This window comes from Thiomicrorhabdus sp. zzn3 (genome assembly GCF_029767755.1).
Taxonomy (GTDB): Bacteria; Pseudomonadota; Gammaproteobacteria; order Thiomicrospirales; family Thiomicrospiraceae; genus Thiomicrorhabdus.
Map to the genome: position 1 here is coordinate 222,783 of NZ_JARUQS010000002.1, position 16,991 is coordinate 239,773.

At 48.1% G+C, this 16,991-nt stretch carries 13 protein-coding genes; 6 read left to right on the forward strand and 7 right to left on the reverse strand.

Annotated features, from left to right (window positions below; all coding sequences use genetic code 11):
• Positions 1–74: 74 nt before the first annotated feature.
• Positions 75–1,892 (forward strand): diguanylate cyclase, encoded by a 1,818-nt coding sequence (locus QCB44_RS08695; protein ID WP_279409482.1) that lies wholly within the window; start codon positions 75–77, stop codon positions 1,890–1,892.
• A gap of 9 nt (positions 1,893–1,901) precedes the next feature.
• Here QCB44_RS08695 and QCB44_RS08700 read toward each other — a convergent pair whose 3' ends face one another.
• On the reverse strand, positions 1,902–2,321 hold the full coding sequence (locus tag QCB44_RS08700; protein WP_279409483.1) for a secondary thiamine-phosphate synthase enzyme YjbQ: 420 nt from the start codon (positions 2,319–2,321) through the stop codon (positions 1,902–1,904).
• A gap of 115 nt (positions 2,322–2,436) precedes the next feature.
• On the opposite strand from QCB44_RS08700, the gene prlC reads away from it, so the two are divergent.
• Positions 2,437–4,515 (forward strand): oligopeptidase A, encoded by a 2,079-nt coding sequence (gene prlC, locus QCB44_RS08705; protein WP_279409485.1) that lies wholly within the window; start codon positions 2,437–2,439, stop codon positions 4,513–4,515.
• Positions 4,516–4,639: 124 nt separating this feature from the next.
• On the opposite strand, the gene QCB44_RS08710 is transcribed toward prlC, so the two are convergent.
• From QCB44_RS08710 to QCB44_RS08720, 3 genes are all read right to left on the reverse strand, one after another.
• The gene (locus QCB44_RS08710) at positions 4,640–5,923 is read right to left on the reverse strand and encodes a porin (RefSeq protein ID WP_279409486.1); all 1,284 of its coding nucleotides are present in this window, start codon (positions 5,921–5,923) and stop codon (positions 4,640–4,642) included.
• Positions 5,924–5,985: 62 nt separating this feature from the next.
• Positions 5,986–6,480, reverse strand: coding sequence for a DsrE family protein (locus tag QCB44_RS08715; protein ID WP_279409487.1), 495 nt, complete (start codon positions 6,478–6,480; stop codon positions 5,986–5,988).
• A gap of 33 nt (positions 6,481–6,513) precedes the next feature.
• Positions 6,514–7,032: a DsrE family protein gene (locus tag QCB44_RS08720; protein WP_279409488.1), complete on the reverse strand. Its 519-nt coding sequence runs from the start codon at positions 7,030–7,032 to the stop codon at positions 6,514–6,516.
• 233 nt (positions 7,033–7,265) lie between these two features.
• On the opposite strand from QCB44_RS08720, the gene QCB44_RS08725 reads away from it, so the two are divergent.
• From QCB44_RS08725 to QCB44_RS08740, 4 genes are all read left to right on the forward strand, one after another.
• Complete coding sequence (locus QCB44_RS08725; protein WP_279409490.1) at positions 7,266–7,838, forward strand: sigma-70 family RNA polymerase sigma factor; 573 nt, start codon at positions 7,266–7,268, stop codon at positions 7,836–7,838.
• 2 nt (positions 7,839–7,840) lie between these two features.
• Positions 7,841–8,536, forward strand: coding sequence for a hypothetical protein (locus QCB44_RS08730; protein WP_279409491.1), 696 nt, complete (start codon positions 7,841–7,843; stop codon positions 8,534–8,536).
• Positions 8,537–8,661: 125 nt separating this feature from the next.
• Positions 8,662–10,014: an MFS transporter gene (locus QCB44_RS08735; protein WP_279409493.1), complete on the forward strand. Its 1,353-nt coding sequence runs from the start codon at positions 8,662–8,664 to the stop codon at positions 10,012–10,014.
• Between the two features lie 53 nt (positions 10,015–10,067).
• Positions 10,068–12,233 (forward strand): AMP-binding protein, encoded by a 2,166-nt coding sequence (locus QCB44_RS08740; RefSeq protein WP_279409495.1) that lies wholly within the window; start codon positions 10,068–10,070, stop codon positions 12,231–12,233.
• An 83-nt stretch (positions 12,234–12,316) separates the two neighbouring features.
• Here QCB44_RS08740 and QCB44_RS08745 read toward each other — a convergent pair whose 3' ends face one another.
• The 3 genes from QCB44_RS08745 to QCB44_RS08755 all read right to left on the reverse strand — a co-directional run bounded on the left by QCB44_RS08745 (position 12,317) and on the right by QCB44_RS08755 (position 16,988).
• On the reverse strand, positions 12,317–13,180 hold the full coding sequence (locus tag QCB44_RS08745; protein ID WP_279409496.1) for a hypothetical protein: 864 nt from the start codon (positions 13,178–13,180) through the stop codon (positions 12,317–12,319).
• Positions 13,181–13,296: 116 nt separating this feature from the next.
• A complete protein-coding gene (locus QCB44_RS08750) occupies positions 13,297–14,985 on the reverse strand; it encodes a BatD family protein (RefSeq protein ID WP_279409497.1) in 1,689 nt (562 codons plus the stop codon).
• A gap of 38 nt (positions 14,986–15,023) precedes the next feature.
• On the reverse strand, positions 15,024–16,988 hold the full coding sequence (locus QCB44_RS08755; protein WP_279409499.1) for a VWA domain-containing protein: 1,965 nt from the start codon (positions 16,986–16,988) through the stop codon (positions 15,024–15,026).
• Positions 16,989–16,991: the final 3 nt, after the last annotated feature.

Below are 16,991 nucleotides of genomic sequence, written 5' to 3' on the forward strand. Positions count from 1 at the left end.
GGTAGGTTTAAGTAACATAATCACTTGCGGTCACTAGTATGTTCAAGCGCTTACTCAGATACAAAAGCAGTCTTTTGACCGTATTTATTGGCCTTCCGTTAATTTATGCTTTGTTTTTTCAGTATAGCCAGTCTGTCAACAAAGAGTATGAGGATGTTCTCTATCAAAGTATTGGCCAAAAGATTTCCAATCAACTCCGCAAGAAAATCGAAGATAAACAGCAGGCTACCCTGATTTTATCCATGAGTCTTGCGACGCAAATTTCGAATTTGGGCCCTGATTTACCGTTTAAAGAGAAAATTTCCCGCTTTTCTTTAGAAGAGTTGCAACCCATTTTAAATGACTTAAATCAACATACCGCATATAAAAACCTCCAGTTTGAAATCACCGATAAAAAGGGGGCTGTTTTATATCGTTCATGGCTAAGTTCTAACCACACTCAAGCAAGTTTGCAGCCCGAGTTTTCTTATTTAACGAAACATCCAAAACATTTAACAAGCGTCTCTTCAGGCAGAAGTGATCTGTCGATTAAGGCGATTTCGCCGATTTACAATGAGAAAAAACTGATTGGTTTTTTCGAAGTAATCAGCCACTTCAATTCGATACAGAAGGATTTGGAACAAGAGGGCTTAAGTTCGCTGGTTGTGGCAACCAGTGAGAGAAGCGGTTTAATCAGCCAGCCATTTAGTCAGAATCGCTTACATGGCTATTATCTGGCGAATTTTGAGCCTGATCAGAATTTGTTGAGCAAAATTGGCAAAAAAGATCTCCAAAATTGGTTTTCCCAAAAAGATCATATTGCCATCTGGAACGATCAACTTGTTGTCCGCTATCCTTTGATGAGTGTTGATCAACAGCTTCATGGGGTGTTTTTGGTATTTAAACCGCTTGATAAGATTAATGTCGTTGGAATATTGCACCAGCTTGATGATGAGTCACATGCGATAGAAGCACTGCGCAATCTGTCGGTGGTTGTAGTTTTGTTTGTTGCGCTTCTATTAGTGGTTAATAATCAAAAAAGATATTATCGCGCCATTATCAATGAGGAGAATGAAGTGGTGCTCATCACCGACGGTCAAAAGCTAAAAGACGCGAATAAAGCGTTTTTTAGTTATTTTAAGGACCACAGCTCACTGGATTCTTTTCAGGAAGAGTATGAGTGCATCTGTAATCTCTTTGTGAATGAGGAGGGGTTTTTACAAGAAAAAATGGGGGAATTAACCTGGGTTGAATATTTACTGAGTCACCCAGAATCAGAGTATAAAGCCAAGGTTCGTTATCAGCTTCAAGAGTGGATTTTTAATGTAAAAGCCAATTGCATTGATAAATCGCAAGGTTTATCTGTCGTGGTTATGAATGACATCACTAAAAGCGAATATTTACAAGCGCAGTTAGTTGAAAGAGCCCTTAAAGATGAGTTAACAGGCGCATGGAACCGTCGCAGTTTTAATGAAAACATCAAAAAAGAGATTGAAACGGCTAAACGTTATCGTTCGAATTTATCCTTGATTCTTTTTGATATTGATTTGTTTAAACAGGTTAATGATACCTATGGACATGATATTGGCGATCTTGTTTTGCAGACTTTGGCAAAACAGATCCAGGCACATCTGCGTCAAGGCGATCTGTTTTACCGCGTCGGCGGGGAAGAGTTTACCATTTTGTTAACCCATCAGAATACCACTCAAGCGGAAAAAGCCGCAGAAAAGCTGCGCGGTGTAATTGAAGAAACGGACTTCCCAAAAGTTGGAAAGGTAACCATTAGTTTGGGGGTGTCTGAATTTAAAGGGCAAAGTGAAACAGAACTTTATAAGCAGGCTGATAGTGCTTTGTACAAAGCAAAAAAAACGGGGCGCAACTGCGTAAGATCCTTTGCATTGGATTTGGTTTAAGACGCCTGCTTATTCGCCTTGAATGGTCACGACAATCTTTCTTTCAAAACGCCCTGTACGGTGTTCATAAAGAAACAGTCCCTGCCACGTGCCCAGGTTCAAACGCCCTCGGGTGACCGGAATGGTCTGGCCCATATCCGTGATCATGCAGCGGATGTGTGCGCTCATGTCATCATCGCCTTCATAGTTGTGGCGGTAGTTTGGGTCCCCGTCCTGAATGGTTTTTTTCATCCAGTATTCAATATCTTCGCGCACCGTAGGGTCGGCGTTTTCGGTAATAATGAGCGACGCAGAGGTATGTTGAATAAAGACATGACACAGTCCGGTTGTGATTCCAGAATCTGTTAAGGCACGTTCGATTTCATGGGTAATGTTGTAAGTGCCCCGCTTAGGACTTTCTAAGGTGAGTTCAGTTTGAAACGTTTTCATAATCGTAAATTCTCGGCTTGTGAATGGCATGGGATTTTAGCAAAGTTCAAGGCCTGTGGGGGATGGGCTATAATAGACAGATTTCGATTTAAACATTCTAAAACGGTAAGCTTTAATGACTCAAACAGCGCAAAAAACGACTTTAAAAAATCCTCTATTAGACCTAACAGGTCTGCCTAAATTTGATTTGTTTCACGTGGAACATATTGAAGCAGCGGTTGATGCGGTATTGGAGGAGAGTCGTGCAGAGATAAAGCGCTTGTCTGAAGGTGAGTTTGAACCTAACTGGGAAAATTTTATTGAGCCATTGGAGAAAATCGATAATACATTAGAACGTGTCTGGGGGCCGATAGGTCATTTGGATTCGGTTAAAAACAGTGACGAATGGCATGAAGCCTATACCGCCTGCTTACAAAAGATCACCGCTTATAGTACGGAAGTCGGGCAAAATGCAGGCCTGTTCAAAAAGTTTAAAACCATTTCAGAGAGCCCTGATTTTCAAGGTTATAGCCTGGCGCAGAAAAAAGTGATTGAAAACGCGCTTCGTAACTTCAAGCTATCCGGAATTGATCTGCCTGCCGAACAGCAAAAACAATATCAGCAGGTCAAGCAGCGTCTTTCTCAACTGAGCAGTCAATTTGGTAACAATGTCCTGAAGTCGACCCAGGCCTGGTCAAAACACGTTACCGATGAGCAACAATTAGCCGGCCTGCCCGAAAGTGCGCTCGGGTTGTTGCAGCAACTGGCGCAGCAGAAAAACTTGCAAGGTTGGTTGGTCACTTTGGATTTTCCATCCTATATTGCCGTAATGACCCATGCAGATGATCGTGAGTTACGCAGTGAAGTTTACCGAGCGTTTGGTACGCGTGCTTCCGATCAGGCCCATAATACCGATTACGACAACTCCGAAATTATCGAACAGATCCGTCAACTGCGTCATCAGTTGGCGAATCTGCTCGGGTTTAAACAGTATTCCGACTATTCTCTGGCGACTAAAATGGCGGAAAATGCGGATCAGGTACTCGGTTTTTTGCGTGATTTAGCGGTTAAATCCAAGCCTCAAGCGGAACAGGAATTAAACACCTTAAAAGCGTTTGCAGCGGAACATTTAGGGATTGAGGATCTGCAACCTTGGGATGTCGCCTATGCTTCCGAAAAGCTCAAAAACCAAACGTTGTCGCTCTCACAAGAGACGCTCCGCCCCTACTTTCCAATTGATAAGGTTTTAACAGGCCTGTTCGAAATCACCGAAACACTGTTTGGCATTCGTTTGCGTGAAAAACCGACGGGCGAGAATGGCGTGCCGGTATGGCATGCAGACGTGCGGTTTTTCGAGCTGGTGGATGAAGCCGATGACGTGATCGGTCAATTTTATCTTGATCTGTATGCGCGTGAAAACAAACGCGGCGGTGCCTGGATGGATTCAGCCATCAGTCGTTGGAAACACAGCGGCGGCGATTTGCAAAAACCGGTCGCCTATCTGGTGTGCAACTTCACCCCTCCGGTCGGCGATAAACCGGCCTGTCTGACGCATGATGAAGTGACCACCTTGTTCCATGAATACGGCCACGGTATTCACCATCTGTTTACTAAGATGGAACATCTGGATATTTCCGGCATCAGCGGTGTGCCGTGGGATGCGGTGGAATTGCCATCGCAATTTATGGAAAACTTCTGTTGGGAACGCGAGGGCTTGGATTGCATTTCCGGACACATCGACACAGATGAGCCTTTGCCGGACGATCTATTTGAATCGCTCAAAGCCAGTCGCCATTTCCAGTCCGCGATGATGATGGTGCGCCAACTGGAGTTCGGCTTAATGGATTTTGAACTGCACAGTTTCTATGATCCTCAAGAAGCCGAGGATATTCTGGAGTTGGCGAAACGCATTCGCAAAGAAGTGGCGGTGGTACAACCGCCAGAATATACGCGTATGCTGCACAGCTTTAGCCATATCTTTGCCGGCGGTTATGCGGCGGGTTACTTCAGTTATAAATGGGCAGAGGTGCTGTCAGCCGATGCCTTCAGCCTGTTTGAAGAGACGGGCATTTTGAACCCTGAGACCGGTGCCAAGTTTAGAAACACCATTCTTGCGGCAGGGGGCTCTATGGATCCAATGGTGCTGTTTAAGGCATTCAGAGGACGTGAGCCACAGATTGATGCTCTACTGCGTCACACTGGCATTGCAGCGTAATAAAACGCATAGAGCAACCATAAAAAAAGCCCGCATCGGGTTGGAACGGATACGGGCAAAGGCTTAGACTTAGTTAATGTAAAACTCACAAGGGGAACCAAGGAGCAACTCCCCCCTATTCACCTTAGTAAATCAGGCTGAACTGTGCGGATACACGGTTATCAATGCTGTCCAGAATATCGTGTACCGGTGACGCGCTTGGCAGATCCGGTGCATCGATATTACGCAGTTCGTAATTCATCTTTAGAGACATCTTCTTGTTAAAGAAATATTGGGCACCGAGAGTGGTGGTTTGCAGTTCACGGTGGAGGGCATCGGTTTCCGTGGCCGCATCAAGCAGGTCGTAGCGCAGATTCAGTTCCATGTTTGGTAAGACCCGATAACCGAGATCTACATAATATCCGGTTGCCTTTTCATCCGGCAGTACGCTAAAAGTCGCGCCGTCTGCTGGAAGTCCTGCTCCCTTGGTGCCACCATAAATCATACCGTCAGCGGTAATATACTCGGCAGCCAATCGATATTTGCCATCCCAATAGGTGGTCCCTAAACCGGCACGTTTACGATCAACCGTTCCCACATCATCCAGAGTCCGTTTTCCATCCTGCATCCAGGCAAAAAATTTCATGCCGTGGCGTCGTGCTCCTTTGGAATCGCCAAAGATTTTTTCCGTGGAGGCATATAGATAAAGGTCTTGATGTTTGTTGTCATCGGTCATCGCCAATCCATTACCATTGCCGAGCATGACGGCATAGCTGTGTTCCCAGTCTCCCTGGCGGAATGCATCGAAAACCTGGATACCGGTGTCACGGAATGCGCCGACCGGGCCGCTTCTGCCGGTATTATCAGCGGCATTATCAAAAGGGCGTTCCAGCAGCAGGCGGTCGGTGACATTGGTGAAGTTGATGTAGTTAAAGACGCCAATCGCCTGAAGACCTTCTTCGGCTCCAGGCGTTTTGAACAGGCCTGCACGGATACGCGCCCCGGGGATGTGGTTCAGAGTGACACTGGCATCGGTCAGTTGACCTTGTGAGGCTTTCCCTCCGGTGGTGATACCGTTATTTCCAAATTCAGCCAATAGGAAATAGTTTACTTTTGGATCTAACGGAAAGTTGTTACCTCTTACGCCAATGCGGGCACGACGGACATTAAATCCCTGAGAGGTCGTCAGCTGCGGTCCTAATTGGTTAAATGCAGCAGATTGTCCGGCAAAGGGTCCGGCCTTGAGCTTGGTGTCGTTAGTCGATTGATAGTCGATTTGTACAAATCCCCACACCTTGGCTCTAGGGGCTTGGTGTTCTTTTTCCGTTCCTTGGAGCATCAGCCAGTTAGCCGCTTGAACAGATTGGGCTGAGAATGCGCCGGCCAAAGCGACCAGCAAAGCCGTTTTTTTCATCGATTTTTTAAACATAAGAATCCTCTTCTCCGTGAATAGAGACTGTATTTGGTTGTATTTTTAGCAACTAAGAGTAATTAAGGGCGCAGGTAGAGATACCCTTTAGATTGCAGATAGGCGAGTTCGGCGACGCCGCTCGGTACTATCGTGGACGTGTCTACGTCATATAGATCGCGAGTCACATCAACGTTACGTCCTTTGACAGTATTGGCGCAGACATTGAATTTAACCCCCTGCATTTTGAGCTGATCGATCTTCTGAGTCATGGTTTGGGTGGCATTGGCTGTCTTGAACTTGGGTACATTTTTCAAGGCTTCCGGTTTGAGTAACAATGAAAGGCCATTGCCATGCAGCACCACTTGCAGGTCAAGTTTGTCTGCCCCAACTGCATTGATGTGATTTTGAATGTTTCTTAGGGTTGAAGACTGTTTTTTGGCGTCGTCATAGTTGATGTGGTACACCACTTTTTGCATTCCGTATTTGCTTCCGCCGTCTGCATAAGAACTGTTGGGAAGCAGTGCGGCGCCGATCCATAACAGGACTAGAAACGCGTGTTTAATTGATTTCATCATGGCTATCCATCCTTCTTTGATTATTGTTTATATTTAAGGTTTTAGAATTTGCCAGCCAGCGGCATTCAGTTGCAAAATACGGCCTGCTCCGGCAGGAACTCTTTGAATCCCTTCGGCAATTTCAGGTTCCTTTCCAAGTTTTTTGCCAAAGTTTTTCAGCGTGTTGGAACAGGCGCTAAAACGTACTCCGGCATTCATCAAGGACTGAATACGTGATTGATTGACGTTGTCTTTGAGCATTAGGCGTACTCCGGGACCAAACCCCACAATTTCCAGATCCAGATTAGAGGCACCGTAATAGCGTTGCAGGTTTGCGGCGACATTCAGTACCAGAGTTTGTTTAAATGGATCGCGATCGCTGATCTGTAAAACCACCTTATGTTCGGCAAAGGTATCTGGAAGTGGCATTTCTTGTTGCGCGGCGAATGCCGGCACGGATGTTAACAGTCCCCATACGCAGGCGAACAGCCATGCAAACAACCATGGCATTGGCTTACGGGGCGCCAATCTATTCGAATTGACGCGAAGTGAAGCGTAACGATTTTGAATCATGTTGGTTAAATCCTCTGTTGCGTAAAATTGAGCGCGCTTATCCGTTAAACGAACCATGATTAGGTTTTATTCCAATTTTCTAAACCAGTAATTTTTATTTGCCCAGCAATAAAATTTATTTCATAAGTTGTTAATATTTAAACAAAAATAGATTCCAGTTTTTTGTTGCAAACGGGTTTTAAATTCCATTACTATCGAAAAAAGGATAAAACATAAGGTTAAGAAACAGAGTGATGAAACTGTCTAGCAAAGTAGCGGATCTGTTTTGCGCATCACGCGATCGTAGAGAGTTTAATGCGGCACTCAAGCAGCAGTATGACAGTCTGTATCGACTGGCATACGCTTGGTGTCATCAGCCTGCCGTGGCTCAGGATCTGGTTCAGGAAACAATGCTAAAAGCCCTAGAAAGTCGAAAAGATCTCAACAGTTTGCAGCATTTAAGTGCTTGGCTGACCAAGATCATGCGTAATCAGTTTTTAGATGAAATGCGTTTTAATCGCCGTTGGGAGTGGGCCGATGAATCGGAGATTGATGAACATCATTGCAGTCACTGTAATGAGAGCGAACTGATTAAAAAGCAGCGTAACGAGTCTCTGTATGTCGCCATTTCTAAGCTGCCTTTTGAGCAGCGAGAAGCGATTTTGCTGGCCGATTTGCAGGGGTTCAGTTATCAGGAGATTGCTGAGATTACCGCGACTCCGATCGGTACGGTAATGAGCCGCATTTCGCGCGGCCGTGAACGCTTAAGAGGCCTGTTGAAAAAACAGGATAGTCAACCGAATGTGGTGCCTTTGAGGAGACACTGAACATGGTGAATAAAATAGAACATTATCAACTGCAGGCGTATGTGGACGGTGAGTTGTCAACCGAAGAACGTTTGCAGATTGAAACGGTAATGGAATCGGACGCTCAGATCAACCAGGAAGTGATTCAACTTCAAGAGTTAAAATCCAGAGTAAAACAGGCCTATTTGGACATTCCAGTTCCGGAACACAAAGAAAAAACCGATTCAGTGGCTAAACGCGTTTGGTCGGTTCCTAAAACGGCCGCAGCCTCATTGCTATTGGGTGTGGTATTGGGGATTTCTTCAGTACAGTTAGGCGGTTTTGGAGAGTCCCATATTGGGCAACTGGCAGCGAATCAGGCGGTTGAATCGAATAAGTACATTATTCATATCGATTCGGGTGACTTGGATAAACAGATTTTGGCGTTGCAAAAAATTGAATCGCTGTATGCTCAGAAGGGGCCCAGCCTTAAAGTGGATGTGATTTCCAACTCGCAAGGGGTTAAGCTGTTTGATGTTAAAAGCCCCAATAGTCAGCGTTTGGAAAGCCTGCTGGATCAATACAGCGGCTTAACCCTTTATGCCTGCAGCAGGGCGATAGAACGGGCAATGAAAAAAGGGGAAACAATCCAGGTTTTGAAACGGGTGAAACATGATAAGCCTGCTGTGGATGCGATGGCCGAGCGTATGAATGCCGGTTGGAATTACATCAAAATATAATCGGCATATCGGCCTAAAAGGGTAAACACGCTGAATATTAGGCACTTAGGCGTAAAACAGCTATACTTAGTACGCTCACGCGAAGCAACGTTGTTTTACGATTAAGATGCGGTTTACCCTCTTTTATGTCCACCAAAATACCTAATTCTCCCTCTTTGAAAGCTGCTGATCCTGCGGATTCCGATCGCGGTTTTTTCTTTTCCAGATCGTTCTTTGCGTTGTTTTGGGTGCAATTTTTAGGCGCATTTAACGATAATCTTTTCAAAAATGCGATGGTGATGCTGATTGCCTTTCAGCTCAGTCGGTCGGGCGAGGAAACCGGACTCTATATCACTTTGGCGGCCGGCCTGTTTATTCTGCCGTTTTTTCTTTTCTCTTCATTAGCCGGTCAGTTGGCCGATCACTTTCCGAAAACCGTGTTGATTCGCAAAATCAAATTGGCGGAAATCCTGATTATGTTCAGCGGTGCCATAGGCCTGCTCAGTTTACAAATGGAATGGCTGTATGCTTCTCTGTTTCTAATGGGCGTGCAGTCCGCCTTTTTCGGGCCGATCAAGTATTCAATTTTGCCGGAGGTGCTTTGCGAGCAGCAATTGCAACGTGGTAACAGTTGGTTCAGTGGTTCCACGTTTATTGCGATTTTATTGGGCACCCTGGTTGGCGGTTTGGTGGTGTCTTTGGAAAACGGCACCCAATGGATGGCGCTGGCGGTGGTATTGACCGCGTTTTTAGGCTATTTGGCCAGCTTAAAGGTGCCGCATACGATGTCCCAGTCGCAAGCCTTACGGATTGATAGAAATATTTTCCGCAGCACGGTGCAGATGATCCGGTGTGGACGTAGCTACAAACAGGCGTTTTTTGCGGTATTAGCCATCTCTTGGTTCTGGTTTATTGGTGCGGTGCTGCTTAGCCAGATTCCGGCTTTTGTAAAATACACCTTAGTTGCCGACGAGTCTGTTGTAGTGGCGTTTTTAACCCTGTTTTCGGTGGGAATTGCCCTGGGGGCCGGTTTGGTGGCCAAACTCTTTGGATCGAAGGTTGAATTGAGCTTGCATCCGTTAATGCTGTTGTTGATGACTCTGCTGCTGTTATTGAGTGTTTGGGTCGCGGATAGGTTTGCTCAAGATGCGCTGCATATTATGCAAGCTGGGAGCTTGATCGGGCTAAGTGAGTTTATTGGCCAATGGCCGCAGAATTTATCTCTGTTGTTTCTGTTTGCCTTGGCGGTGATTGGGGGGGCTTATATTGTGCCGCTGTATACCCACTTGCAGTTACAGACCCCGGCCGAGTCGCGTGCGCGCATGGTGGCGGTGAATAATATTTTAAATGCGTTATTGATGGCGGTGTCGTCACTGCTGATCATGCTGGGTTATCTGTTTGATTTGAGCTTACCAACCATGTTGGTGGTGATGGCCATAATGAATCTATTTGTCGCGGCCGGTTTTTACCGCTATCAGGGAAAACCGACCGTTGAATAATGCAATGCTTATAGAAAAACCATAAACAATAAAAATAAGAATAGGGAGTCACGATGAAGTGGTTGGTGAAATCATTAGTGAAGGGATTATTTAAACTGCTCTACCGCGTTGAAGTGCGCGGTTTGGAGCACTACCATGCAGTGGATCAGTCCAAGCGGCCTCTGTTGATTGTGGCTAACCATGTTTCTCTACTGGACGGCCCTCTGATTGACCTGTTTGTGCCGGGTGAGACTACTTTTATGGTGGGCATGAACCACGCCAAAAAGTGGTATGGTAAGTTTGTGCTCTATTTCGGGCGTTTTTTCACTGTAGACCTCAATAGCCCTTATGCGGCCAAGCATATGATTGCCGAGCTCAAAAAGGGCAAGCAATGTATGATCTTTCCGGAAGGGCGTATCAGCACAACCGGCGGTTTAATGAAGGTGTACGAAGGCACGGCGATGGTGGCGGATAAAACCCATGCTGCGATTCTGCCGGTCTATATCGAAGGCGCCGAGCTGTCGAAGTTTTCTTATCTGAATGGGCGTTTCTATTCTTATATCAAACAGTTTTGGTTTCCTAAAATCACCCTGACGATTCAGCCGGCGCACTCCATTTCACCGCCAGCCGGAACCAAGGGGCATGGCCGTCACCATGCGCAAAAACAGCAGATTTTTACTCTGATGCGCGATATGGCTTATTACGGCCGTGTGCGTGAGAAAAGCCTGTTTCAGTCGCTGGTGGAAGCCAAAGCGACTTTCCACGCCTCAGAGACCTGTGTGGAAGACATTAATGACCAACATCTGTCGTTAAAAAAACTGCTGCTGGCGTCGGCGGTGCTGGGCAAACAGCTGCACCGGCTGCTGGGCGACGAGAAGCGCGTCGGTCTGATGCTGCCGAATGTAGCGGGCATGCCGGCGACCTTTTTTGCTTTGCAGGCGTACGGCCATGTGCCGGCGATGATGAACTTCACCGCGGGTCTGCACGCTATGGAGTCGGCTTGCCGGACAGCTGAGCTGAAAACGATCATCACTTCGCAAAAGTTTGTTGACGCTTTTGGTTTGCAGCCTGTACTCGAGCAGATGGAGCAGAAAGGCATTCGTTTTATTCTGTTGGAGGAGGTACGTGAACGCATAGGTGTGGCCCAAAAGTTGGCAGGCCTGTTCAAAGTCAAATCGGCTTTGCCTGGCTATAAGTGCGACCCTCACAGCGAAGCGGTAGTGTTGTTTACCTCCGGTTCCGAAGGCGTGCCTAAAGGGGTCGTGCTCTCTCATCAGAATATCGTCAGCAATATCGAACAGATCAGCGCCATGCTCAATTTGATGCCGGGAGAGCGCCTGTTTAATGCCTTGCCGACTTTCCACAGTTTTGGCCTTACGGCTGGGCTTTTGTGGCCGATTTTGAAGGGTGCTCGCGTTTTTTTGTATCCTTCCCCGCTGCACTATGCGGTGGTGCCGGAAATGGTCTATCAGACCAATGCGCGCATTATTTTCGGAACCGACACCTTCTTTAGCGGCTATGCGCGCAAGGCCAACCCCTACGATTTTTACAGCGTTAAAGAGATGGTCGCCGGGGCGGAACGCTTGCGTCCGGAAACCCGTCAGCTGTATGCGGAAAAATTCCATACCTCCATCTATGAAGGTTATGGGGTGACCGAAACCACGCCGGTCTTGGCGGTGAATATCCCAACGGCCTTTAAGAACGGTTCGGTCGGCCAACTGGTGCCGGCGATAGAATACCGCATTGGTGAAGTCCCAGGAATTGAGAAAGGCGGGCGTTTGTTGGTTAAGGGACCGAATATCATGTTGGGTTACCTGCTACCGGACAATCCTGGGGTATTGGTGCCGCCGGAGGACGGCTGGCATGATACCGGTGATATCGTCGAGGTCGATGAAGACAACTTTGTCTGGATTAAAGGCCGTGCCAAGCGCTTTGCCAAAATCGCCGGGGAAATGGTCTCTTTGACCGCGGTAGAGAACTACATAAACCAAGCGAGTCCGGAAGGCCACCATGTGGTGGTGGCGGTGCCGGATGAACGCAAAGGGGAGCAACTGGTATTGGTGACCGATGACCCAACCTTGAGCCGCAGTACCGTCACGGAGGCCGCCAAGACCAAACAGGTGGCGGATATTATGGTGCCGAAAACGGTGATTCTGGTGGAGGCGGTGCCGGTATTGGGTACAGGCAAAACCAATTACCCGGAAGTGCAGAAAATCGCCGAACGCCATTTCAAAAGTTGAAGAATGAGAAATCAGACAACAAAAAAGCCGTCTTAATGACGGCTTTTTTAATGGCTAAATAAAAAGGCTTCGGGTTATGAGTTTCAGTTGTCGTTATAGACCTGGCTGTCGTCGATGATGCCATCGTTGTCGCTGTCCACTTCAACCAGATGGCTGGAGGCGTAAAAGGTAATATAGGCCGTTGAGTTGTCTCCTTGAAGGCGGATTTTACCGGAATCCGCCTGGCCATAATAGTCGGTCGTCATCGCCTCCAAAGTGGTCACCGTTACATAACCATAAACAGGGTGGTAAAGTTTACCCGACACCGCCAACTCTTCCGGAAAACTGGAGGTATATAACGTCTCCACCCAGTTTTCAAAACGGAGATTTTGATCGTTCAGGTTGTTTTTTAGGATCAGATTGGCGGTGGTTTTGGTGCTATTTAGGCTTTCGAGGTAATTGACCTCACCCTGCACGGTGAGGTTAACCGTGTTGCTGGTATCACGCATCGAAAACAGATTGAATGTCATCGTAAAGTCGTCATCATACCCGATCAGGCCAAAGTAGCCATCAAGGACGACGTCATAATTGCAGAAGTCATCGGCAAAATAATCCATATCCATATAGCCATAGAGATCGTCATAGCTTCCCGAATAGCTTAGGGTGCCGCCGCACTCGCCAACCTGCTGATCATTTAAGTCATAGAGTGTTTTCAGTGCTGTTGCATTCGCGGTGCGAACGCTGCTGGCGCTGTCGGTTGAATTATCCAAGGCACTGGAGAAGGCTTGGTAGCTCGATAGGTAGTGATTGGCCTGATCGGTTGACGTCAATGTCGCCGGGGCGGTAGAGCCTTCATAGATCAATTCAGTGGTGTTGTCATCCCCGCCGCTGCCGCACGCACTTAAAGTGGATGCGAGCAGGGTAAGCAAGAGGGTTGTGGATACAGGTTTAAACGCGAATGGATTCATATACTCTCCTCAGGCCAGCCAATTCTGCCCCAATTTCATCTGGATGCGGAGTTGGGTTTGGCGATTGAGTTCTAGTTTATCCAAAAACTACGTATAAATACAAAAATCCCTGTTGTTTATAGGTGTGTCGGATAGAGCGGTTTCAGTTTGGAGGCGGCCTGTTCGGTTTGGCTTTTGTGATCAAAAGCCTTGAGGTTGGCGCATAACCTCTTTCGGTCGGTTTCGCTGAAGTCGGCCTGGTGATAACGACACGCTTCGAGTTTGAACAGGATTTGCTTTAAAGCCGGATCGGCCAGTTCCGCCAAATGGTTGAGCTGATGATGTTGTTTGAGCCAGTTCAACAGTGCCGGATAGAGTTGTGCCAGAGGGAGTTGGCAGAGCGTGTCCAGAGAGGCATTTACCGACCAGGCCTGTTCAGTCTCTTCAGCCGTTTTAGCTGTTTTAGCCGATGCTTGCGATGTTTGTTGTGAAACCCCTTTTGCCAACTGTCTTCGGGTTTTCCACCATACTCCCAAGGTGAACAGCCAGAGCAAGGCAAACAGTGCGGTGAAGCCTTGCCATAACCGTTCGGAAGCGTCCTGTGTAGCTTGGGGCTGGGCATCCGGGGTACGCAGGTCATGTGCTTGCATGGTTTGATGGGGTTGGTCATTGCCGACAGCAGGCCGCACTGTCAGGGTTTTGCCGGGGAGGACGCTTTTTTCCAGGCGATCCGTTTGCGTATTCCACCAATATACGGTTTGTTGCGGAATCGTGACTTCTCCGCTTCGGGATGGAATCAGCGCGCGTTTAAACTGTTTTTCGCTGTGAATGCCGCTGGCGGTTTTTTGCTGGCTGGTGACTGGCTGGTCGGCATAGATCTTATAGTCACCACTTTCGGATAAGCGCAGATCGGGCAGTTGGTTGGCCATCAGCCCCTGTGCTCTCAGGGTAACGGTTTGCGTTAAAGTATCGCCTACATGGATATCCCCGTCCGGCAGTTGCCATTGCTGAGTCACTTCTATGTTTGCAGCGGGTAGCCACGGGTTAGTCGCTTGGTTTTTAAAGGCTGACGGTTCGGCTTGCACATTCAGTTCAAGCGCTTTGGCTTTGACCTCCACCTGTTTTAAACGGCCACGATATTGCAGCCGGCCTTGGAAGCTGGGGGCGCTGATGGTGAGGGTTCCACTGGCTTGCGGATAGACAGCATAGATCCACTCGTACACCGTATAGGGAATACCGTTAATCTGTTTACTGAACGCTTCGCCATCTTTTAATAATTCGGTTTGTGCGCTGCCGAACTGCGGCGGGCGGATATTCCCGGAGATGGTGCGCCCTTGATGGTAAAAACGCAATGTGTAGATCACCTGCTGCTGAATATAAGGTTTGGCTATATTGACCTCGGATTGCAGAAAAAACGGCTCCAGATCCCCTTGAAGGCTCTTCTGTAACGGTTTTACGGTTACAGGATAGGGCGCGCTGCTGACATCACCGAGTTTAAACGGCGGAATCATCAATTCTCCCACCTGTTTCGGCAGCAGTTGGATCAGCCAGCGGGTGCTGGTTTCAAAGTCGCCGTTAACCATTTGAATCTGATTGCTGCGCTGACTGCCGAGAATTTCAAACTGATCCTCCAGCGATGAGAGGTCGAGTTGGGCGAGATTATTCTGGAAATCGGCGACGATATTGAGGGTAATGATGTCGCCGAATTCCACGGTTTGGCGGTCCGCACTGACCGTCAGACTTTTTGCCTGCACGGCAAAACTGGCAAGACTCAGAGCGATCACGCTGAATACCAACATCAAATGGCGCTGGCAAAGCCATGCCATGGAATGCACTCGGTGAAGAAAATTAAAAGGGGTTGAAGTTACCATATTTTTTTCTGTGACGATTGGGTTGAATCTATCGAATCCGGCGTATTTTCCGGAGAGGCGTTACGGTACTGATAATCGAATTTACGCTTTAAAAACAGTCCAGGCTGATCGGGAATCTGTTTGAGCCAGTTTTCCGTAGCGAGTTGCTGTTCGCTCAATTGCTCTGGCGACTCGGTTTCCTTAGCCGTTTTGGTTTCACTCAAACGTTTAGCCGTCTGCTCGGAAGCGGAATCTTTTGCTGCTAAATCAGATTCCTGAGCATGTTCTTCAGCTTGGTTTTGCGTAGGTTGTCCGGAAGCGTTCTCAGGTTTGGAGTTTGTATTTTGTTGTGCATCCGTTTTCTGGCCGCTCTTCTGATCCGTTTGAGGGGAGGCCTGTTGGTTTTGTTCGGTGCGAGAGGCTTCAGAATCAGCCGCTTGGCTACCGTTAGAATGCGGGTTTTGAGACGCATTTTGGGCATTCTCTTGCTGGCCGTGCTGATTCATGGCGTTGTCTGAATTTGCGTTCTGGTTAGAGGCCTGCTGGTTTTTCTGCAGTTGTTTAATGAGCTCCAGATTGTGTTGTGCGGCGGTAAAATCCGGTTGCATTTGTAGCGCCTTTTCATAGGCCTGCTGAGCGCCTTGGTACTGGCCGAGCTGTGCCAACGCATTGCCCAGATTGTAGTGACCGCGCGCGGTTCGATCGCGCTTAAACTGTTCCGCCGCTTCCTTGTATTTGCCGTTTTTATAGAGCGTCGCGCCCTTCCAGGCGGGAGATTCAAACAGGGATTCGGCGGCATCGTAATCCTGTTTTTTCCAGGCTTTGTAACCTTGCTGATCGGGCGTCTGGAAGACATCCGCCAGATCGGAAAACTTGGCTTCAGCATAACTCGGCGGGGCGTACAACGCCGACATTGCAAGTACGCTCATTGTCAGGGCGGTTGCAGGAAGCAGGCTGAATGCGGCCAGGGAAAAAAGCCAGCCACGGCGATAGGCCAAGGCCACCAAAGGGAGCATGGCGAGGATAATCGCGGTGCCGTCATCCAGACGATACAACACCTCTTTTTCCGCTTGAGCTTGGTCGTCAACGGCCTGCATGCCGCCCAAAAAGGAGGGCAGCACTCTTTGCAGATCGCTGTCGTCCAGCGTCAGTGGCGTGAGCGCCGCACCGGTCTGTCGGCTAAGGGCTTCCAGCCGCTCATACGGCAGTTTTGGCAAAACAATGGCGCCATTGCTGTCTTTTAACAGGCCGTAATTCGGTACCGGAACACTGCCGCCTTCGCGAGTGCCGACGGCGAGTATGCTTAAGTGGTAATCGTGTTTGGCAAACCATTTGATCATGTCTGTCTGTTGTTCCGTTTCGAGATCGTCGGTCATCCAGATAATATGCCCATGGGTGATGTTGGCCCCTTTAAACAGGGAATCTGCCATCTCCATCGCTTTAACGGGATTAGAGCCGTAGCTTGGCATCATCAACGGATCAAGGGTGGGGATCAGCGCCAACAGGGTTTGGTTATCTTCGGAAATCGGGGCGATAGTATGGGCCGAACCCGCATAAGCGACCATTCCGAATGCGGTTTCCGGATGCGCTTTAAGCAGATCGATCAATTTGAAACGCGCCCGGCTGAGACGATTGGGTTTGAGGTCGTCGGCGAGCATAGACAGTGAAAGGTCAAATACAATCACCGTGCCCTGCTGGGTTTTTTGGGCGGGCAATTTCACCGATTTCAGGCTGGGTCCGGCCAACGCCACCACCGCCATAATCCAGATCGCCGCCAAACCGGCGAGCGCCAGACGGTAAGCGCTCATCCCCTGGTTATCGGAGGATTGGCCAAGCAGCAGTTTGTGAAACTTGGGTTCGATCACGTTTTGCCAGGCCCCTTGATTCGATTGAATCCACCACGCTTTCCATAATAACCAGGCAACGGGAATCAGACCTAAAAACCACCATGGGCGCAAAAATTCGATATGTATCGACATGTC